Source organism: Mycobacteroides franklinii (genome assembly GCF_001853795.1).
GTDB classification, from domain to species: Bacteria; Actinomycetota; Actinomycetes; order Mycobacteriales; family Mycobacteriaceae; genus Mycobacterium; species Mycobacterium franklinii.
In genome coordinates this window covers 406602-425224 of record NZ_MLIK01000004.1, presented here as the reverse complement: position 1 = coordinate 425224, position 18623 = coordinate 406602, and the positions used below count along the sequence as shown (strand labels likewise).

Genomic DNA, 18623 nt, shown 5'->3' with positions numbered 1-18623 from the left:
ATGCCTGTTCCCGAATTCGTTCTCGAACTGCGTCGGCACATGGGGCACGCGCCGCTGTGGTTGCCGGGTGTGACCGGTGTGGTGATCCGCGACGAGCAGGTGCTCCTGGTCAAGCGTGCCGACAACGGTGCGTGGACCGCGGTCACCGGGATCGTTGACCCGGGCGAGAACCCGGCAGATTCGGCCATCCGGGAGGTATGGGAAGAGGCCGGTGTTCGTGCTCTGCCCACGCGATTGGTGTGGGTGCACGTGAGCCGGCCGATGGTGCATGTCAATGGCGATCACGCCCAGTACCTGGACCACGTGTTCCGAATGGACTGGCTCTCTGGATCGCCTTACCCGGCCGATGGCGAGAACGTCGCCGCGCAGTGGTTCGATATCGCGGCGATGCCGGATATGGCCGAGGACATGCGTCGCCGGATCGAGCTTGCGGCGGATACCGATAGCGTCGCCACGGTTTTCGATATCGCCGGCCCGCAGGACTAGGGGAGCGGCGCAGGCTCTGCAGTAGTGGCCGGCGAGATGAGAAATGTGGCAGCCAGCCCAACGACGAGGAATGCCGCGGCCAAGTAACTGCCCAACTCCACGCCATGGGCCATTGCTTGTCGGGCCGCGTCGGCGATTCCGGCGGTCTGCGGTTGACGGGCGAACTCGTCGATGGCGGCCCCGGCGCTACGGACTACCGTGCGCGCAACGGAATCGGATTGATCGGGCGGGACACCCGAATCTGCCAGGGTCCGGGCGAGTTGGCTGCTGATGACGCTGAAGAAGGCAGTCGTCAGTACCGCGATGCCCAAAGCGGAACCCAGCTGACGGAACACGCTCTGCATGCCGGACCCCTGCCCGGAACTGCGGTCGGGGACATCGCTGAGGACCACATTGGTGACCTGGGCGGTGGCAAAGCCGATACCGATCCCGTACACGAACAGCGCCAAGGCGAGGATCCACCACGCGGTATCGGGCCGCGCGATGAATCCGACCGCCGCCAGCCCCAGTGCTTCCAGCGCCAGACCTATGCGGACCAAACCCAGCGCGGAGATTCGTGACGTCATCGCGAAACTGGCGCCGCTGGCCGCGAAGCTGCCGAGCGCTATCGGTACCAAGGCGAGTCCGGCTTGGACGGGGCTGTACCCCTGCGCGAATTGCAGCCACAGCGGCAGCACCGCCACTATCCCGAACTCGCCCATCCCGATAATCAATGTCGCGATGTTGCCGTTGCGGAACGAACCAATGGAGAAGAGCCGCACATCCATCAACGCCTTTGTCGGTTGTCCTGGATCGATATCCCGGGTCAGCGCCACCTGCCGGAGCACGAAGGCGATGAGGGCAAGTGCCGCAAGGACAAGCGCCACGAATACCGGCGACAGATCGAACGTCCACCGAACGCCCAATAACTCGAACGGCTCGGTGCTGTGTATCCATCCGTATGTGCGACCGTCGATGAGTCCGAAGGCGAGCAAGCCCAAACCGATGATCGACAGCACAGCTCCGGTCACATCCACTTTCGCCTGGGTGCGCTGCGAGCGGGGAATGAAGACCAGCGCGCCGATGCAGATCACCGCGACAAGCGGGATGTTGATTCCGAAAGCCCAACGCCACGAGGCATGCTCGGACAGCCAGCCGCCCAGTAGAGGGCCCAGAGCCGTGGCAGCACCAATGGTGGATCCCCACACGGCGAATGCCTGACCGCGTTCCTTTCCCGTGAATTGCGCGTTGAGCAGAGCTAGTGATGTCGGCAGGATCAGTGCCGCTCCGGCACCCTGCAGGAAGCGGGCCAGTACCAACCACCCTCCGGTGGCGGCCATACCAGCGAGCAGGCTCGTTGCGCCGAAAACCACTACACCAGTGAGGAAAACGCTGCGGGCGCCCAGAATGTCGGAGATGCGCCCAACGAGTAACAACAGCGCCGCGAACACGATCGCGTACGACTCCTGCACCCACTGAGCCTGTGCCGAAGTGACGCCGAGGTCGCGCACGATCGACGGGATGATGACGTTGACGATCGTGGTATCGACGACGATCAGCGCCACGCCCAACGCGATGGCGGCCAAGCCGAGCCACTTGCGGGCGTTTTCTGGCAGGGCAGTCCTCACTGTTCGGGGGCTTCACGGTCGCTCTGGTCCCACGCCGCGACAGGCAAGGTCAGATAGACACCGGCACTCTGGCCGTCTTCGATGACGGTGCGGACCGCGTCGTGGATCGCCTCAGCACGACGCTGACGGTCCTCGGCCCGATCGGAGAACCACTTCGACTTCACCTCGACGAGAACATCAATGTCGAATCGGTCGAACGGTCCGATCTCGTGGAAGCGGATCAGTACATCACCGGGCTGCAGGAGCTGGTCGTACGGCTCGTCCTGGCATTGCACCGCCAGGGAGACCGCGTGAGGAAGGATCTCTGCCAGCTCGAGGCGGGCAGCGTCGGTAACCCGCGGACCGCAGGTGATGTCAATCAGTGGCAAGATCTCAGACTTTCAGCGAGTATCCGAGGTCGACATCGCAGGCGGCCTTGCCGCCCCTGAATCCGACGTTTTCGGACGGGATTTCGATCAGCACGACCTTGATATCGCCCGGAGGTACGCCGAACACTTCGAGGTTTCGCACGATGGCCTGATACAGGTCGCGTTTGGCCTCTAGCGAGCGTCCCTGGAACAGCACGATTTCGATCCGTGTGAACCGATCACCGGCGGCGTGCGGAATCGCGTAGTTGGCCGCGGCGTGTTCGATGAGGCGTGCCAGCGGCTCGTCGGCCGGCGTGGCGAGTGCCTCGACCACGCCGCGATGCACCGCGTCAAGGAACTCGGACTGTTTTCCCTCGAGCCATGAACCCCTGACCTCTACGAGAATGTCGGGCATTTGCCCTCCCTGGCGGTCTAGACGGAGATGTCGCGGCGCAGCTTGGCGACATGACCGGTGGCCTTCACGTTGTACTGTGCCACCTCGATCTTGCCCTTCTCATCCACGACGAACGTGGATCGGATGACGCCCTCGACGATCTTTCCGTACAGCTTCTTCTCGCCGAAGGCGCCGTACGCGGTCAGCGTCGCCTTGTCGGGATCGGATAGCAGTGGGAAGTTCACACCGTCGCGTTCGCGGAACTTGGCGAGCTTCTCGGGCTTGTCGGGGGAGATACCGATGACGTCGAGACCCGCCTCGTTGAGCTCGGCGAGGCTGTCGCGGAAGTCGCAGGCCTGTTTGGTGCAGCCTGGGGTCATGGCCGCGGGATAGAAGTAGATGATCACCTTGCGGCCCTTGTAGGAGGACAGTGACACCTTCTTGCCGTCGGCGTCGAGCAGGGTGAACGCTGGGGCCTTGTCGCCAACTTCGAGCCGCTTGGTTTCCGCCATCACCGGTGCCTTTCTGTTGACCCGTACAGTTGTTGCCCTAGGGTAGTTGCTTGAGTTTCAACCACTGACGTGGAGGAGTACACGTGGCCAGGGATCCAGAGGCAATCAAGGCCGACATCGATAAGGCGCGCGATCAACTCGCGGCCACGGTCGACACCCTGAGTGACCGCGCAAACCCACAGCGTCTGGCCGAGGATGCCAAGGCGTCGGTGCTCGCGACCCTGAACAAGCCGGCCATCAAATTCACCATCCTCGGTGTGGGCGCCGTGGTTGCCGCACTGGTGGTCCGCAAGGTCGTGCGCAAGTTCCGCAAGGACTGATCCAGCTGTTCGCCGACCGCGCCTAGAACTCGAATCGCAGGATGCGGGCGGACCGTCTCATCGACGCGCTGTGCTGCGCTATGCGTGAGGAGATTCGCAGCCAGGTCGGAAACAGATCGATCTCCGGCGCGTCCACCAGATTGAACTCTTCGACAAACCGCAGCCGAGGGTTCCATCGTTCCGGGGTGCGTGGATCGTTGTAGCCCTCGAACCCTCGCACCTGATTGACTTTCTTGAACATCTTCTGCGGAAACAGCTTTGAGATCCACACGCCCACGACCATGCGGCCATAGTCGTTGAATGCGAGCTGCCCGGTGGGGAAGTGGTCGGTGACGGCCCGCATCGTCGCGATGATCTGTTCCTTGGTCAGGAACGCGAAGAATCCATCGGCGATCACCATGGCCGGACGATCCGACGGTATCCCGTTGATCCACGCCGGGTCGGTGATGGATACCCCGATGGTGTGCTCGTTGGGCCCCGGCGGCATCACCTCATCGCGCAGCCTGGCCATTCCGGGCAGGTCGACGCTGTACCAGTCGACGGCGGCCGGCGGCTGGATGCGCCGGTATCCATCGTCGAGACCCGCCCCCAGATCGACTACCACCGCGTTCGGGTGTGCGGTGACAAAGGTACGCACCCTGTCATCGAGAAGCTTTGCGCGTAGCGATGATTGGCATACAACAGGGGCGATCACGCCGAGTGCGTCGAAGTCGTAGTCGATTCGGGCGACGGCCGCCGCTGCGCCTGGGTCCGACAGGATCGGCCGCTGCCAACCGTCGTTGACGGCCCGTGCTTTCAGGGTGAGAAAGGCGGTCTCTTCCTCGGGGGTAACTCCGCTCGTGTCGATGCCCATGACTCGACTATACAAGCGTGTAGTCAATTGTCCAGCCGTGTAAAATATGGCGATGGAGACCGTGGATCCCGACGACCTCACCGCGCGCGCCCGGATACGGGATGCGGCACTGCGCGAGTTCGGCGACAAGGGATACGACGGCGCGACCATTCGGGGGATCGCCGCCCGCGCCGGAGTGTCTTCCGGGCTGCTGCGGCATCACTTCGGGTCCAAGCAGGAACTGCGGGACGCCTGCGATGAATACCTCGTCAAGACGATGCGCACCATCAACGAGCAGGTGCGCTCGAACGTGGAACGCGGTGATGTGCACTATGTCTCGGCGCGCATTCCCATCGGCCAATACCAGGCCTACATCACCAGGGCCCTGGTAGAAGGCTCCGCGGGGCAGGTCTTCGACGAGATGGTCGCGATGACCGAAGGCTGGCTGGCTGCTGCGGACCAAAACCGCGCCCATCCCCCCGAGGTCGACGTGAAATCCCGCGCCACGGTCATCACTGCCATGGCATTGGCGGTCCCGCTGCTTCAGCAACATGTTTCGCGTGGCTTGGGAGTGGATGTCGGTTCGCCCGAGGGTGATCTGAAGATGGCCGCCACGCTGGTCGATGTGTACGCCAACCCGCTACTCACCCCTGAGCAGGCAAAATCGGCGCAGGAGGACCTCGCGCGCAGAATGGGGTAGCCATTCCCGATTGGGTAATATTCGCTGCAACACATCACTATTGCACTGCTACCTGGGTAGTCTTACCCCGTGCAAAGTATCTGCGCACGGGCCGGGTTTCGATGATAATCGTCGCTGGTCTACGGCTCGACGCGACCGCATTCAAGGCCTCGGCGATGATGCTCTATGTCGTCGGGTTCGCATTCACGGTGTTCTATGGTGTCGACAGTGTGCGCCTTGCCGTGGTGCTGTTGGTCGGGATCGCAGCGACGGTATTGCACTACTGGCCGGAGCGCGAAGAGTTCGATCGGATCTCGATGGCGGTCGCGCTCGGTGTGGTTCTTGCATTCGCGCTCGACGCCCGGTCGACCTGGGTTATCGACCAGACCTCCGCGCCCGGTGTGGGAATCGACGTGATGCGCCTGTGCGCATGGTTGCTGTCGGTGGCCGGCATCTTGGCGTTTCCGCGCCGCCTCATCGACAGGGACGCCGAGCCAGACGGTTAGGCCCGGGTTCTCTCCAACCGCGACGGCCTCGTCAACAGGTAGGAGAGCACACCGGCGGTGCGGGGCGAGCGCGTCTTGGACCACCGGAAAAGCAGGCCGTGCAACAACGGCACCGGCGACCACCAGAACCACTTGCCCAGCGCGCCCGCCATCGCCGGCACCACGAACGTTCTGACCACGAGTGTGTCGATCATCAGGCCCACGCCGATCGTCGTGCCTGTCTGTTCAATGCTCAGCACGTCGCTGGACAGCATCGCGAACATGGTGATCCCGAAGACGATTCCGGCCGTGGTGACGACCCCACCTGTCCCGCCGAACGTGCGAATCATGCCGGTACGCAAGCCCGCTCCGTGCAGGAACACCTCCTCGCGCATCCGCATGGTGAGAAGCAGGTTGTAGTCGGCACCGACGGCGACCAGCGCGATCAGGGCGATGGAGGGCACGGCCCAATGCAGGTCGCGACCCAGCATGTCCTGCCAGATCAGCGTGGTGACACCGAGGGCCGACACATACGAGATGATCACCGTCCCAATCACCACTGCGGCCGCGACCGGGCTACGCAACATGATCAGCACGATGAGGAAGACCAACGCGAGTGCCACCGCCGCCAGCAGGAGGAAATCTTCGCTGACATATCCGCGCAATTCGGCAGTGCCCGTGCCGAATCCGGTGAGGTTCACCGAGCTGCCCGCCAGGGTGCCCTCCTTGGTGGCCTCGCTCACCGCGAGCATGATCTGCGGAGACCGATGTGCGCCGTCGGCGCCGAATACCTGGCCGTCGCCGAACACCATCATGCGCGTGGAGCGCCCGTCCGGGCCGAAGTAGAGCCCGGCCGCACGCTGGAATCGCGGGTCCTGCCAAGCGCGTTGCGGCAGGTAGTAACCTCCCTCGCCGCTGCTACGGAAATCCTCGCGCATGGCCCGTAGGTACTCGGTGAGCCCAGAGAACATGGTCCGCGTCTCACCCACGGCCTTGGTGAGCTGATCGGTGACCGCACTGAGCTGCGCGACGGTGGATCTCATGTTCTTCACCGAATCCACGGCACCGGAGAACGATTTCTGCATTCCCTGGGCACCGGCGCCGAACTTGTCGGTGCTGGCGGTCAGCGTCGCCGTCGCCGCCACCACGGAATCCATCGGTTCGACGGCCTTGAGCACCAATGAGCAGATGCCGTCGTTGGCGCAGTTGGGGTTGCCGTTGGTGAAGTTGCGCAGTGGTTCCATGTACCCGGAGACCTGGGACACGTTGTCCTGCAGCGCTTTCATTCCCGAGTGCATGTCACCGATGCCGCCGTTGAGCTCGCCCAGTCCGCTCACCCCGCCGGCCAGGCCCTTCTGCAACTGGGCGATGGCCCCCGAGAACTGGCTGAGTGTCGTTGCGAGTTGGTCGACGGCCCCTAAACGCTGGCTCATCTGGGCGGTGCCGTCGTTCAACTGATCGGCGATGATCCCGGCTTGTTCGGTCAGCGCAGCCTGTTCCGGAATTGAGCCTGCTGGTCGCGAGGCCGACTGCACCATACGAATCCCGGGAATCTCCATCAGCTTCTTGGTGACTCGCTCAACACCGATCACTCCGGCAGGGTTGCGCAGGTCGTGGTCGGATTCGATCGAGACGATTTCCGGTAGCAGCCGATTCGCTGGAAAGTGCCGGTCCATCGCCTGATATCCGCGGTTGGCGTGCGTGGAAAGCGGTTGGGCGGCAAGCTCGTCGAACCCGAGACGCAGGCCGGCCACGGGAAGCGCGCAGACGACGAGAACCAGCAGCGATCCGGCCAGGACCGGGCCCGGCCAGCGCGCCACCATGGCGCCTACCCGGCGCCAGCGGCGCCCGGGTTGGCTTGATCCCTGCTGCAGAGCACGTGGTTGCGCCAGGCCCCGGCGGCCCGCCAGTCCGATAAGTGCGGGCAATAGCGTCAACGAGGCCACCATTCCGGTGAGTATCCCGATGGCACAAGGTAATCCGGCGCTGCGCAACATGCCGACCTGTGCGAAGAGCAGGCAGGAAAGGGCTGCGGCAATCGTCAACCCGGAAGCCGCGATGACCGGCGCCACGGAACGATTCGCCATGACGAGGGCCTGCTCGTGATCCACTCCCGCGCGGCGCTGCTCGTGATAGCGCCCGAGCAGGAAGATGCCGTAGTCGGTTGCCGCGCCGAGAACCAATGCGGCGAGCAGCGATACCGAGAAGATGGACACCTCGATGAGATCGCGCTCGCCGAGGAACGCGACGATGGAGCGGGCCACTGCGAGCCCAAGGCCCACGGTCAGCAACGGAATCGCCGCGGTGATGACGGATCGGTATACAACGAACAAGAGCACCGCGATAAGTACCACGGTGACACCGGTGATCATCAGCATTTGTGTGTCGATGGCGGTGAGCTCGTCGGCAATGGTGGCTCCCGGACCGGTGACCCAGGCGTGCATCCCGGTGGGTGCGGATTCGTCGGCGACGATCTTGCGAACGGCAGTCAGCGCGTCGTTAGCTCTCGCGGCGCCGAGCTCACCGTTCACCCGCAGCATGGTGTAGACCGCCTTGCCGTCAGGGCTGAGCGCCCCCTCGGCGGTCAACGGGTCGGACCAGAGGTCCATCGCGGAGTCCAGATGAGCGGCATCGGCACGCAGTTTGGTCAGCAGCCGATCGTGATACTGGTGTTCGACGGGTCCAAGCTTGTGATCGCTTTCCAGCACCAGGTAATTGAGATTGTTACCGGCACCGTCCTGGAACTGCTTGCCCATGACAGCACCCGCGGCGTTGACCGGTGCGTCCTTCGGCAGGAAGCCGCGGGCATGGTTGTGTGCCGTGCTTTCCACCTGCGGCACAAGTAGATTTCCCGCCCCGGCGACCAGCATCCATAGTCCGATGATCAGAACCGCGTAGCGGCTGGAGAACCTTGCGATGGCGTCCCACATGCCTGCCGACGCTACGGAGGAGGCCGGGCGTCGTCGTCGTGCTGCGGGCGAGACTTGTTCTCCTACCGTGGTAGGAGACGCGGATCCGCGCCAAGCATGATGTATGACCCGGCGACCGCCTCTACGCTGGCCTGATGGACCGGTTCCGAGAATGGGCGTATCAGCGCCGTGCCTTGGTGCCGTATGAGTTTCCGTGGACCGTGCCCGTGGTGATGTACGGCAGCACGCTGCTGATCGTCGGCTGCGCGGTGATACAGCGAGACGTGACCCGCCCGTGGCTGTCGATCGTGGCGAGCCTGCTCGCGCTCACCCCGATACTGGTGTTCATCTGTGCCGGTTACAAACTGAACACGTTCTGGACCGTGACGTGCGCTCTTGCTGGGGTCGGACTATTTCTGACCTGGCCATCGAATGTCGTGGACGCTGCCCCCTTCTTGCTGATGTTCACGGTGGGGGAGGTCGGCGCGCTGGCATCGGTCCGCGCCGGTCTGGCTTCCATTGGCGCCTGTGTGGCATTGCTCGTGGTGGCCGAACAGCTGAATCATCTCGGAACCTTCTCGCTCTTCATGATGTTCTTCGTGATCTGTGGGTGGTTGATCGGCCGCATCATGCAGTTGCAACAACGCCTACTCCTGCAGGAACGCGCACAACAGGTCCGCATGCAGGAACAAGCCGCCGCCGATGAACGCCGCCGCATCGCACGTGAAATCCATGACGTGATAGCGCATTCCCTGTCCGTGACGATGCTCCATCTGACCGGTGCCAGGCGGGTGTTGCAGGAGGACCACGATGTGGACGACGCCGTCGCGGGACTGCTCGATGCCGAACGTCTTGGTCGTCAAGCCATGTCGGATATCCGGGGAACCGTCGGTCTGCTGAGTGCGGGACCTGGCGGCGTCGAGCCGATGCGGTTGGCTCCGGAACCCGGGATCGCAGACATCCCTGACCTGATCGCCGATTTCACCGCGGCGGGGATGGCTGTGGAGTCGCATATCTACGGGGCAGATGAGTCTGTCAGCGCTGGCGTGGGTTTGGCACTGTATCGAGTGGCTCAGGAATCTTTGGCCAATATCGCCAAGCACTCGCCCAAGTCGTCGGCCGCGGTACTCCTTGATATCAACGACTCGGTGGCGAGTCTGACCGTGAGTAACGACTTGGCCGCCGGATTCCGTCTGGATGTGTGTTCGGGAGGTGGGCTTTCGGGAATGCGCCAGCGCATCGAGACGCTCGGCGGTGAGTTCCGTGCCGGGATGGGCGAGGACGGCTGGACGGTTTCCGCAATGGTTCCCATGGCGTCCGATGGGTCACCATGCCGTTCGCGACGGAAGGCGTTGTGGCGCCATGACTGACACCGAAGTGGGCGTGCTGCTGGTGGACGATCAGGAGTTGGTTCGTACGGGGTTGCGCCGGATTCTGCGCCGCAAAGACGGATTCGCGATTGTGGGGGAGTGCGCCGACGGCAGCGAGGTAGCGGCGGCGGTGGTCCATACGCGGCCCGATGTGGTGGTCATGGATCTGCGGATGAAGCAGATGAGCGGTATCGAGGCGATTCGTTTGCTTCACGCCTGCGAGGGTCCACCGGCGTTGGCGCTCACCACATTCGACGACGACGAGCTGCTCTCCGGCGCGCTGCGTGCCGGTGCTGCCGGATTCATTCTGAAGGACTCGCCCGCCGAGGAGTTGGTCCGTGCGGTGCACGCGGTGGCCCGGGGAGAGGCGTATCTAGATCCGGCGGTGACATCGCGTGTGCTCAACGACTATCGGCGGGCGCCTGCCGCGGCCTCGGGAGATGCCGAGGGCAAACTCACCGCGCGGGAGCTGGATGTGTTGGCGCTCATCGCCTCCGGCGCCACCAACTCTGAAATCGCCGAACAGTTGGTGATATCGGAGGTGACCGTCAAGAGTCATATCGGGCGGATCTTCGTCAAACTCGATCTGCGCGATCGGGCTGCGGCCATCGTGTACGCCTACGATCACGGCATCGTGACCCCCAAATAGGGTTACAGCAGGTCCTTTTCGCGGATCTTCTCCAGTGCCTCGTGTATTTGTTCCAGCTCGCGGCGCAGGTAGTCACGGGTCGCGACCTCGCCAACCGCCAGCCGCAGGGCGGCGAGCTCCCGGGCCAGGTACTCGGTATCGGCCTTCGTCTGTTCGGCCCGCCTGCGGTCCTCTTCGAGTGACACGCGGTCGCGGTTTTCCTGTCGGTTCTGAGCCAGCAGGATCAGTGGCGCCGCGTAGGCGGCCTGGGTGGAAAACGCCAGGTTGAGCAGGATGAACGGGTACGGATCCCATTGCAGTCCAACCGCGAAGAGGTTCAACGCAATCCATACCAGGACGAATATCGTCTGCATGGCGAGATATCGCCCGGTCCCGAGGAAGCGGGCGATGTTTTCACTGACCTGTCCGACGGCTTCCACGTCGAGACCGAGGGACAGCCCGCGCGAGGTGCGCGGGGTATCGAGCCTTTGTCGTGCCGACGTCTCACTCATAAGCGGTCACCTCCCGTGACAGACTCGGGCTCCTCGGCGCGCCAGCCGTCGGGCATCAGGTGATCCAGCACGTCGTCCACGGTGACAGCACCGAGCAAGTGGTCCTCCCTGTCGATCACCGGGCCGCACACCAGGTTGTAGGCGGCGAAGTAACGAGTCACCTCGGCCAACGGCGCCTCCGCGTCCAGATAGGGCAGATCGGCATCGAGGATGCCGCCAACCATCGCGTAGGGAGGTTCGCGCAGCAGCCGCTGCAGGTGCACGCATCCCAGGTAGCGGCCGGTAGGGGTCGCCGTCGGCGGTCGGACCACGAACACCAGCGAGGACAGTGCGGGTGTCAGGTCCGGATCACGCACGCGGGCAAGTGCTTCGGCGACGGTGGTGTTGGGGCTCAAAATCACGGGCTCCGGCGTCATCATGCCGCCGGCGGTGTTGGGGGAGTGGGTGAGCAGTCGGCGGACCGGCTCGGAGTCTTCCGGATCCATCAGCGCCAGAAGTGATTCGGCCTCTGCGGGTGGTAGTTCACCCAACAGGTCGGCGGCATCGTCGGGATCCATCGCCTCCAGCACATCCGCGGCACGTTCGTCTTCCAGCTTGGTCAGCACCGCGGCCTGATCATCCTCGGGAAGTTCCTGAAGGATGTCGGCCAGCCGCTCGTCGTCGAACGCGCCAAGTACCTCGTCCCGTCGCTTGGGCGGAAGCTCGCGGATGGCATCGGCCACCTCGACCGGCCGCATGCCCTCGAACTGAAGCATCAGCTGGGCCACGCCCTGCCCGGGCAAGTTCAGGGTTGAGGGCGTCAATCCCTGGATGTGGCTCCATTCGGTGACCTGTACACCGCTGCGCCGTCCCAGCCGTCGCGGGCTTCGCACCGCCACGCGGGTGACCACCCAGTCGCGGGTGCGGGTCTGCTCGAGTCCCAGGTCCACCACGGTGAGATCTATTCCGGCGAACTGTTCGAGCTCGGGATCGTCGGTGTGCACGGTGGTGTCCAGGACTTGGCCCAGGACCAATGCCTCGCTGGGGCGTTGTTCGAAGCGGCGCAATGAGACGTTTCCGGTGTTCAGTGTCACCGATCCGGGCTCGATGGCGGTGACCCGCAGCATGGGCACGAAGATTCTTCGGCGCGTGAGCATTTCGACAACGAGCCCGATGACGCGCGGCTGTTTTCGGGCAACGCCCATGCCGATCACGACATCGCGAACCCGTCCGATCGACTCGCCGTCCGGGCCCAGAACAACCAGGCCTGAGAGCCTGGCTGCGAACACCTTGCTCACTGCGGCCATGACAGCAAGGTTAGGGGGTAACCCCATTGCGGCCGTGCGCCGGTGTCGCGAGTTGGGTGGTTAGGGGCCGATTCCGCCGTACATGAGTGCGATGACGGCGGCCGAGAATCGCTCGGTGTCCTGTACCTCGCCGCCCCGTGACGCGTGCAGTCCGTTGGCCAGGATCATCCCCGTCACTGCACGGGCGGTGTATTCGGTGTCGAGATCGGCGCGTAGGTAACCTTTTTCGACTCCGTGCCGTAGGTATGCCTCGGTGAGGTGATCGCTTGTGGAGAGCATGCCGAAGACGCGCTCGCGCAGCTCGCTGTCCACCGAACCTGCTTCGAGGAGCAGTAGTGGTAGATGCGGGTTGTCGCGAAACAGGTGTGCGAGAGCTGCGCCGATCCGGACCGATTGTTGCCGGTACTGCTCGATGTCGTCCGCGAGTCCTGCGGCGTTCTCGGCGCCGATCGCCTCAAAGATCTGTCCGGTGACGTCATCGATGACATGCTCGATGATGTCTCGTTTGCTCTTGAAGTACCGGTAGAAGGTCCCATGGCCGATCCCGATCCGTCCGGCGATATCCGCCACACCGGTGGCGTGGTAGCCCTGCTCGGAGAAGCACGCGAACGCCGCGTCCAAGATCTCCTGCCGCATTTCGAGCTTCTTGCGCTCTGCGCGACTGAGCGCGGGGGAGCTAGCCGGACTTATCGACATGATGGGCGATCCTACCGACCTTGACACATCTCAAGAATGACATATCATTCCGAAACTGACACGCCATTCCGTTCCGCTGGAGGTTGATGTGAGTCGTTATCCGAAAATTGAGCTGGCCGGCGCGGTGGTCGTCATCACCGGCGGGGCCCGAGGAATCGGCGCGGCGACCGCGCGCCTCTTCGCCGACAGGGGCGCCGACGTGTGGATTGGTGACGTCGATGACGTGGTCGCCAAGGAGACAGCGCACGGCATCCGCAATGCGCAGGCGGGTGCCCTCGATGTCACCAAGCCCGAGTCGTGGGCCGCGTTCCTCGACCGCGTGCGCAGTGAATCCGGGCCCGTTGACATCCTGATCAACAACGCCGGTGTCATGCCGCTGGGCGGGTTTGTCGAAGAGAACGAACGCACCACCGACTTGATCCTCGACGTGAACGTGCGCGGTCCGCTCAATGGTGCGCGGGCCGCGTTGCCGGAGATGGTGGCCCGCGGGCGTGGACACATCGTCAACGTGGCGTCGATGGCGGGCAAGTTGGCCGTTCCCGGGATGGTCACCTACAACGCCTCCAAGTTCGGTGCCGTCGGACTATCGGTGGCGCTGCGCAAGGAATACGGGAACAGTGGCGTCAGCATCAGCTGCGTACTGCCGAGCGCGGTCCGGACCGAACTGGCCTCGGGGGCGCCGCTGGGCAAGGGAATGCCGACCGTCGATCCGGAGGATGTGGCGGCCGCGATTGTTCGCAGCGTCGATACCCGTCGCGCACAGATTTCGGTGCCCGGCTGGCTCGCCTTCGGATGGGGGCTGGTGGATCTTTTCGTGCCCGAACCGGTTGAGCGACTTGCCCGCCGGCTCATCGATGACCGTCGTGCGCTGACATCGCTCGACCTGAACGCCCGCGGCGCCTATATCGAACGCATCGAGCGTCAGAGCAAGGAGCATCAGAAATGAGCGATGGGCGTGACCCGAAGGTCGTCGTCGTCGGGGCGGGGATGGCCGGAATTGCCGTGGGACACAAGCTCAAAGAGGCCGGCTTCAACGATTTCACCATTCTGGAGAAGGGTGATGACGTCGGCGGTGTCTGGTACTGGAACCGCTACCCGGGGCTGACCTGTGACGTGCCGTCGCAGGCCTACCAGTACCCGTTCGCGCCCCGGACCGACTGGCCGCGACTGTTCGCCACCGGTGGCGAGATTCAGGCGTATCACCGCAAGGCCGCCGAGGACTTGGGTGTGATGTCGCATATTCGGTGCGGGCAGGAAGTCACGGCCGCGGAGTTCACCGGGGCCGGCTGGCGGGTCTCCACCGCGGCAGGGGAGACGCTCGAGTGCGACTTTCTGATCGCCGCCACGGGAGTGCTGCACCACCCGAACATTCCTGACATCCCCGGGCTCGACAGCTTCCAGGGGAACGTGGTGCATACCGCACGGTGGGACGATTCGGTGCAGTTGGAAGGCAAGCGCGTTGCTGCCATCGGAACGGGTTCCACCGGGGTGCAGGTTGTTTCGGCGATGCAACCCATCGTCGAGCAGGTGACGTCCTTCATCCGGACTCCGCAGTGGGTGCTGTGGGCGCCGATGGCGATGCGGCAGCCAAAGTTTGTCACCAAGGTGCTGGAGGCGTTGCCGACTCAACGCATCGTGCGGTTGACCGCGCTCACGGGCACCGATGCTCTGGTGAACATTGTGACCCGGCCCAGCTGGGGGCGGCGTCTCGTGCAGCAGTACGCACGCGCGTGCCTGCACTTGATCCGCGACAAGGAGCTGCGTCAGAAACTCACCCCGGACTACCAGCCGCTGTGCAAGCGGCAGGTGCTGTCCGGGTCGTTCCATCGGGCCGTCCAGAAGCCGAACGTGGAGATCGTCACCGATCGCATCGACAGGGTTACGCCAACCGGAATCGTTACGGTCGACGGTGTCGAACGTGATTTCGACGTGATTGTGCTGGCGACCGGATTCCAGGCGCACAACTACATGCGCCCTATGAATCTGGTTGGCAAGGACGGGTACTCGATTGACGAGGCGTGGGAGAAGGGTCCCAAGGCTTACCGGATGACCGCGATCCCCGGCTTCCCGAATTTCTTCACCGTGCTTGGCCCCAACTCACCGACCGGCTCGATTTGGCTTCAGCACACGGCCGAGCGCACCGCCGAATACATCATCAGCTGGCTTCATCGCTTCGCCCGCGGCGAGATCAACACCGTGGAAGTGAGCCGCGAGGCCACTGATGAGTTCAATGACCAAGCGCGCGAAGCGATGAAGCCGACCGTGTGGGCCACCGGGTGTAACTCCTGGTACCTCACCGACGACGGATCCGTCGACCTATGGCCCTTTGATCGAAAGACGATGGAGCGCATGCTCGCATCTCCCGAAGAGAGCCACTACATCCTGCAGTGATGCGCGTCAGCGCAGGTTGAACGTCGAGGGGTCCGGGCCGATGCGACCGTCCGGCGTATGCAGCGCGGTGATGCGCTCCACCTCGTCGGAGCTGAGCTCGAACCCGAAGACATCAAAGTTGGCGGCGATGCGCGCCGGCGTCACCGATTTGGGGATGACGACGTTGCCCAGCTGCAGATGCCAGCGCAGGATCACCTGTGCGGCACTCACATTGTGGGTTTCGGCGATGGCGCCAAGCGTCGCGTCCTCCAGGATCGTGCCCTGACCGAGTGGCGACCACGCCTCCGTGGCAATACCGTACTCGGCATGGAACGCGCGCAACTCGGGCTGGGTGAACCGAGGGTGTAGCTCGATCTGGTTGAGGGCGGGCACCTCGCCGGTCTCGTCGATCAGTCGCTGGAGGTTCTCGACGGTGAAGTTGCTGACTCCGATGGCCTTGGCGCGTCCGTCGGCCTGGATCCGCTGCAGGGCCTTGAAGCTGGCCACGTATTCATCGAGCTCTGGCACCGGCCAGTGGATGAGGTACAGGTCCACATAATCGGTCCCTAGGCGCTCCAGGGAGGCGTCAAACGCGCGCAGCGCGCTGTCGTAACCCTGATCGCCATTCCACAGCTTGGTGGTCAGGAAGACGTCGCCGCGCGGAACGCCGGACTCCGTGATCGCACGACCGGTGCCCTCCTCGTTCTCGTACACCTTCGCGGTGTCGATGCTGCGATATCCGACCTGCAACGCGGTCGACACGGCCGCCTCGGCGCCGTCGTTGGGCACCTGCCACACCCCGAAGCCCAGCTGGGGAATCGTGGTACCGGAATTGAGGGTCACATTGGGCACTACTTGGGGAACCGTCACGGTCAACCCAACGCAGGGCGCTCTCGAGTATTCCCGGGCATGGGGTTCAGAGGCGGGCACCAGGTTGGATCACCAGACGCGCAGGTTTGCCTGGTGACGGATTGGACTCAGGGGTAAGCACTTCGGCGTGTCGCGCCGTCTGGGCTATGAACCTGCAGAAACGCCGGCTGACGTGAGTTGAGTGAATCCCGGTTGGTCTCCGGTTTGGCCCATGAGGGTGGTGTATCCGAGTTGTACGGCCGTTCCGTCGTCGGTGGTGATGACGTTCTTGGTGGTGACGATGTCGGCGCCGAACGCGGTGCGGATGTCATGCATGTGGACCTCGCAGTGCAGGACGTCCCCGGCGATGATCGGGCGCAACATCGTGAACTGCTGATCTACTTGCGCAATTTTCTTGTCGTTGATGGTGATGCCGCTGTGTTGCAGAAACCATTTTTGGGCGCGGTATCCCAGGATGCACAGGAACGTCGGGGGTATCACCAGCTGGTGGTGTCCGAGGGCGTTGGCTGCGGACAGCGTGTGGTGTGCGGGGTGATGGTTCTGGATAGCCAGGGACAGTTCACGGATCTTCTCGCGTTCGACCACGTACGTGGAGGGGTAGCGATGGTGAGTGCCGATCAGATCGGGAGAGATGGGCATAGGATCAATGTAAACGAGCGTTGACCTGCGGTCTGCCCGAGGGGTAGCAAGAACGCGCGTTCCAGCCTTCGGTATGAGCTCGATGTGCTTGCGCGGCATGGCCGTACCGCCGCGACGTGATCATCGAAGTCGGTGCGAATCTGGCCTGTGACCAAGGAACCACGAACCGTGGGAATTGGAGGGTGTGTAGGCGGGACTAAATCCCGCCTACACCGTCCTGCATTGTGCGCCGTCAGGGGCTCGAACCCCGGACCCGCTGATTAAGAGTCAGCTGCTCTACCAACTGAGCTAACGGCGCGTGAACGTGCGTGGAAGACCTTAGCAGCCTCGGAGCCCGTAACGAAAATTGTAATCTCGGCGATAGCCCGGTCGCGGTTGTTGAGGTCGTCGCCGACCATCGTGAACCCGTACAATCATCGTTGAGTTTGCATGCATCAAGATTCAAAGGGAGCAAAGCATGACCCAGTGTCGTCCACGCCTGTTGATTGGCGCGCGTCGGCGGTGGGTAACCGCATTGGTCCTCCCTGTTGTGGCAATGGCTGTGCTGGCCGGATGCTCCAGTACTGCACCGCAGGAACCGCCGAAAGTTATTGATAAGGCAACGCCTTACGCCGATCTGCTGGTGCCTAAGCTGGCAATGTCAGTTAAGGACGGGGCCGTTGGTGTGTCGGTCGATGCATCGGTGACGGTCACGGCAGGCGAAGGTGTGCTCGGCAGCGTCACCATGGTGAATTCCGATGGCAAAGAGATCGCTGGCGAAGTCGGCCCCGACGGTGTCACCTGGTCGACCACCGAACCGCTGGGATACGACAAGCAGTACACGATCAACGCGGATGCCCGCGGGCTCGGTGGTGTGGCTCGTGCGAACGCGACGTTCCGTACGCATTCCCCGGACAACATGACCATGCCGTATGTCGTGCCGGGCGACGGTGAGGTTGTCGGTGTCGGCCAGACGGTCGCCATCCGATTCGACGAGAACATTCCGAACCGGGCCGCGGCCGAGAAGGCCATCAAGATCACCACCACCCCGCCTGTAGAGGGCGCGTTCTATTGGCTGAACAACCGCGAAGTGCGTTGGCGCCCTGAATCTTTCTGGGATTCTGGCACGGCGGTCGACGTGAAGGTCAACACCTACGGGGTGGACCTGGGCAGCGGCGTGTTCGGTCAGGACAATGTGTCGTCCCACTTCACCATCGGCGACGCGATCATCAGCCGGGTGGATGACACGAACAAGGTCCTCAATATCGAGCGCAACGGCGAGATCATCAAGACCATGCCCACCTCGATGGGTAAGGACAAGGCGCCCACCAACAACGGCACGTACATCATCGGTGAGCGGTTCAAGGATCTGATCATGGATTCGTCGACCTACGGCGTCGCGGTCAACTCGCCCGACGGTTACCGCACCAAGGTGCAGTACGCCACCCAGATGTCGTACAGCGGGATCTACGTGCACGCCGCGCCGTGGTCCGTCGGTGCGCAGGGCCGCACCAACACCAGCCACGGCTGCCTGAATGTCAGCACCGCGAACGCGAAGTGGTTCTACGAGAACACCAAACGCGGCGACGTGGTGATCGTCTCGAACACCGTCGGGCCGGTACTACCCGGTACCGAGGGTCTGGGCGACTGGAACATCCCGTGGGCGCAGTGGAAGGCCGGGAACGCCCGGCAGCAGTAGCGG

The 18623-nt window shown here is 63.4% G+C and carries 20 protein-coding genes and 1 tRNA gene; 9 read left to right on the top strand and 12 right to left on the bottom strand.

The window, feature by feature from the left end; genetic code table 11:
* Complete coding sequence (locus tag BKG76_RS02595; protein WP_070935709.1) at positions 1 to 486, top strand: NUDIX hydrolase; 486 nt, start codon at positions 1 to 3, stop codon at positions 484 to 486.
* Here the strand turns inward: BKG76_RS02595 and BKG76_RS02590 are convergent.
* From BKG76_RS02590 to bcp, 4 genes are read right to left on the bottom strand one after another with little or no spacing between them, the layout of a single operon-like run.
* Positions 483 to 2093, bottom strand: a complete 1611-nt coding sequence (locus tag BKG76_RS02590; protein WP_236737512.1) for a DHA2 family efflux MFS transporter permease subunit — start codon at positions 2091 to 2093, stop codon at positions 483 to 485. The two genes, BKG76_RS02595 and BKG76_RS02590, sit on opposite strands and share 4 nt — an antisense overlap.
* On the bottom strand, positions 2090 to 2461 hold the full coding sequence (locus tag BKG76_RS02585; protein WP_070935707.1) for a hypothetical protein: 372 nt from the start codon (positions 2459 to 2461) through the stop codon (positions 2090 to 2092). The genes BKG76_RS02590 and BKG76_RS02585 overlap by 4 nt, the downstream gene beginning before the upstream one ends.
* 4 nt (positions 2462 to 2465) lie before the next feature.
* On the bottom strand, positions 2466 to 2855 hold the full coding sequence (locus tag BKG76_RS02580) for a tautomerase family protein (protein ID WP_070935706.1): 390 nt from the start codon (positions 2853 to 2855) through the stop codon (positions 2466 to 2468).
* 17 nt (positions 2856 to 2872) lie between these two features.
* Positions 2873 to 3346, bottom strand: a complete 474-nt coding sequence (gene bcp / locus BKG76_RS02575) for a thioredoxin-dependent thiol peroxidase (RefSeq protein WP_070935704.1) — start codon at positions 3344 to 3346, stop codon at positions 2873 to 2875.
* A gap of 83 nt (positions 3347 to 3429) precedes the next feature.
* Here bcp and BKG76_RS02570 point away from each other — a divergent pair, with 83 nt between their 5' ends.
* Positions 3430 to 3666: a DUF3618 domain-containing protein gene (locus tag BKG76_RS02570; RefSeq protein ID WP_070935701.1), complete on the top strand. Its 237-nt coding sequence runs from the start codon at positions 3430 to 3432 to the stop codon at positions 3664 to 3666.
* A 22-nt stretch (positions 3667 to 3688) separates the two neighbouring features.
* On the opposite strand, the gene BKG76_RS02565 is transcribed toward BKG76_RS02570, so the two are convergent.
* Positions 3689 to 4519 carry a class I SAM-dependent methyltransferase gene (locus tag BKG76_RS02565; RefSeq protein WP_070935699.1) on the bottom strand — a complete coding sequence of 277 codons (831 nt, stop codon included), beginning with the start codon at positions 4517 to 4519 and terminating at the stop codon, positions 3689 to 3691.
* A gap of 52 nt (positions 4520 to 4571) precedes the next feature.
* Between BKG76_RS02565 and BKG76_RS02560 the strand changes: the two genes are divergently transcribed.
* Both BKG76_RS02560 and BKG76_RS02555 read left to right on the top strand, forming a co-directional pair.
* Positions 4572 to 5198: a TetR/AcrR family transcriptional regulator gene (locus BKG76_RS02560; protein WP_070936811.1), complete on the top strand. Its 627-nt coding sequence runs from the start codon at positions 4572 to 4574 to the stop codon at positions 5196 to 5198.
* A gap of 101 nt (positions 5199 to 5299) precedes the next feature.
* Positions 5300 to 5683 (top strand): hypothetical protein, encoded by a 384-nt coding sequence (locus BKG76_RS02555; protein ID WP_070935698.1) that lies wholly within the window; start codon positions 5300 to 5302, stop codon positions 5681 to 5683.
* On the opposite strand, the gene BKG76_RS02550 is transcribed toward BKG76_RS02555, so the two are convergent.
* Positions 5680 to 8592 carry an MMPL/RND family transporter gene (locus BKG76_RS02550; protein ID WP_070935696.1) on the bottom strand — a complete coding sequence of 971 codons (2913 nt, stop codon included), beginning with the start codon at positions 8590 to 8592 and terminating at the stop codon, positions 5680 to 5682. The genes BKG76_RS02555 and BKG76_RS02550 overlap by 4 nt on opposite strands.
* 134 nt (positions 8593 to 8726) lie before the next feature.
* On the opposite strand from BKG76_RS02550, the gene BKG76_RS02545 reads away from it, so the two are divergent.
* Both BKG76_RS02545 and BKG76_RS02540 read left to right on the top strand, forming a co-directional pair.
* Entirely contained in the window at positions 8727 to 9941 is a 1215-nt protein-coding gene (locus tag BKG76_RS02545) for a sensor histidine kinase (RefSeq protein WP_070935694.1), read from the top strand.
* Positions 9934 to 10590, top strand: a complete 657-nt coding sequence (locus BKG76_RS02540; protein ID WP_070935692.1) for a response regulator — start codon at positions 9934 to 9936, stop codon at positions 10588 to 10590. The genes BKG76_RS02545 and BKG76_RS02540 overlap by 8 nt, the downstream gene beginning before the upstream one ends.
* A 2-nt stretch (positions 10591 to 10592) precedes the next feature.
* Here the strand turns inward: BKG76_RS02540 and BKG76_RS02535 are convergent, their stop codons facing one another.
* The 3 genes from BKG76_RS02535 to BKG76_RS02525 are packed head-to-tail and all read right to left on the bottom strand — an operon-like array spanning position 10593 to position 13063.
* A complete protein-coding gene (locus BKG76_RS02535) occupies positions 10593 to 11081 on the bottom strand; it encodes a DUF1003 domain-containing protein (protein WP_070935690.1) in 489 nt (162 codons plus the stop codon).
* Complete coding sequence (locus tag BKG76_RS02530) at positions 11078 to 12367, bottom strand: magnesium transporter MgtE N-terminal domain-containing protein (protein ID WP_070935688.1); 1290 nt, start codon at positions 12365 to 12367, stop codon at positions 11078 to 11080. Before BKG76_RS02530 ends, BKG76_RS02535 begins: the two co-directional genes overlap by 4 nt.
* A 60-nt stretch (positions 12368 to 12427) precedes the next feature.
* Entirely contained in the window at positions 12428 to 13063 is a 636-nt protein-coding gene (locus BKG76_RS02525; RefSeq protein WP_070935686.1) for a TetR/AcrR family transcriptional regulator, read from the bottom strand.
* 88 nt (positions 13064 to 13151) lie between these two features.
* Between BKG76_RS02525 and BKG76_RS02520 the strand changes: the two genes are divergently transcribed.
* Positions 13152 to 14009 carry an SDR family oxidoreductase gene (locus tag BKG76_RS02520; protein WP_070935684.1) on the top strand — a complete coding sequence of 286 codons (858 nt, stop codon included), beginning with the start codon at positions 13152 to 13154 and terminating at the stop codon, positions 14007 to 14009.
* Positions 14006 to 15454 (top strand): flavin-containing monooxygenase, encoded by a 1449-nt coding sequence (locus tag BKG76_RS02515; protein WP_070935682.1) that lies wholly within the window; start codon positions 14006 to 14008, stop codon positions 15452 to 15454. The genes BKG76_RS02520 and BKG76_RS02515 overlap by 4 nt, the downstream gene beginning before the upstream one ends.
* 6 nt (positions 15455 to 15460) lie before the next feature.
* On the opposite strand, the gene BKG76_RS02510 is transcribed toward BKG76_RS02515, so the two are convergent.
* The 3 genes from BKG76_RS02510 to BKG76_RS02500 all read right to left on the bottom strand — a co-directional run bounded on the left by BKG76_RS02510 (position 15461) and on the right by BKG76_RS02500 (position 17240).
* Complete coding sequence (locus tag BKG76_RS02510) at positions 15461 to 16276, bottom strand: aldo/keto reductase (protein WP_070936810.1); 816 nt, start codon at positions 16274 to 16276, stop codon at positions 15461 to 15463.
* Between the two features lie 171 nt (positions 16277 to 16447).
* The gene (locus BKG76_RS02505) at positions 16448 to 16942 is read right to left on the bottom strand and encodes an FAS1-like dehydratase domain-containing protein (RefSeq protein WP_070935680.1); all 495 of its coding nucleotides are present in this window, start codon (positions 16940 to 16942) and stop codon (positions 16448 to 16450) included.
* Between the two features lie 225 nt (positions 16943 to 17167).
* Positions 17168 to 17240 (bottom strand) — tRNA-Lys (locus tag BKG76_RS02500).
* A gap of 159 nt (positions 17241 to 17399) precedes the next feature.
* On the opposite strand from BKG76_RS02500, the gene BKG76_RS02495 reads away from it, so the two are divergent.
* Positions 17400 to 18620 carry a L,D-transpeptidase gene (locus BKG76_RS02495; RefSeq protein WP_083337887.1) on the top strand — a complete coding sequence of 407 codons (1221 nt, stop codon included), beginning with the start codon at positions 17400 to 17402 and terminating at the stop codon, positions 18618 to 18620.
* Positions 18621 to 18623: the final 3 nt, after the last annotated feature.

Coding starts and splice junctions, on each gene's coding strand:
- BKG76_RS02595 (WP_070935709.1), top strand. CDS start 1: ATGCCTGTTCCCGAATTCGTTCTCGAACTGCGTCGGCACATGGGGCAC.
- BKG76_RS02580 (WP_070935706.1), bottom strand. CDS start 2,855: ATGCCCGACATTCTCGTAGAGGTCAGGGGTTCATGGCTCGAGGGAAAA.
- bcp (WP_070935704.1), bottom strand. CDS start 3,346: ATGGCGGAAACCAAGCGGCTCGAAGTTGGCGACAAGGCCCCAGCGTTC.
- BKG76_RS02565 (WP_070935699.1), bottom strand. CDS start 4,519: ATGGGCATCGACACGAGCGGAGTTACCCCCGAGGAAGAGACCGCCTTT.
- BKG76_RS02560 (WP_070936811.1), top strand. CDS start 4,572: ATGGAGACCGTGGATCCCGACGACCTCACCGCGCGCGCCCGGATACGG.
- BKG76_RS02555 (WP_070935698.1), top strand. CDS start 5,300: ATGATAATCGTCGCTGGTCTACGGCTCGACGCGACCGCATTCAAGGCC.
- BKG76_RS02550 (WP_070935696.1), bottom strand. CDS start 8,592: ATGTGGGACGCCATCGCAAGGTTCTCCAGCCGCTACGCGGTTCTGATC.
- BKG76_RS02545 (WP_070935694.1), top strand. CDS start 8,727: ATGGACCGGTTCCGAGAATGGGCGTATCAGCGCCGTGCCTTGGTGCCG.
- BKG76_RS02540 (WP_070935692.1), top strand. CDS start 9,934: ATGACTGACACCGAAGTGGGCGTGCTGCTGGTGGACGATCAGGAGTTG.
- BKG76_RS02535 (WP_070935690.1), bottom strand. CDS start 11,081: ATGAGTGAGACGTCGGCACGACAAAGGCTCGATACCCCGCGCACCTCG.
- BKG76_RS02530 (WP_070935688.1), bottom strand. CDS start 12,367: ATGGCCGCAGTGAGCAAGGTGTTCGCAGCCAGGCTCTCAGGCCTGGTT.
- BKG76_RS02525 (WP_070935686.1), bottom strand. CDS start 13,063: ATGTCGATAAGTCCGGCTAGCTCCCCCGCGCTCAGTCGCGCAGAGCGC.
- BKG76_RS02515 (WP_070935682.1), top strand. CDS start 14,006: ATGAGCGATGGGCGTGACCCGAAGGTCGTCGTCGTCGGGGCGGGGATG.
- BKG76_RS02505 (WP_070935680.1), bottom strand. CDS start 16,942: ATGCCCATCTCTCCCGATCTGATCGGCACTCACCATCGCTACCCCTCC.
- BKG76_RS02495 (WP_083337887.1), top strand. CDS start 17,400: ATGACCCAGTGTCGTCCACGCCTGTTGATTGGCGCGCGTCGGCGGTGG.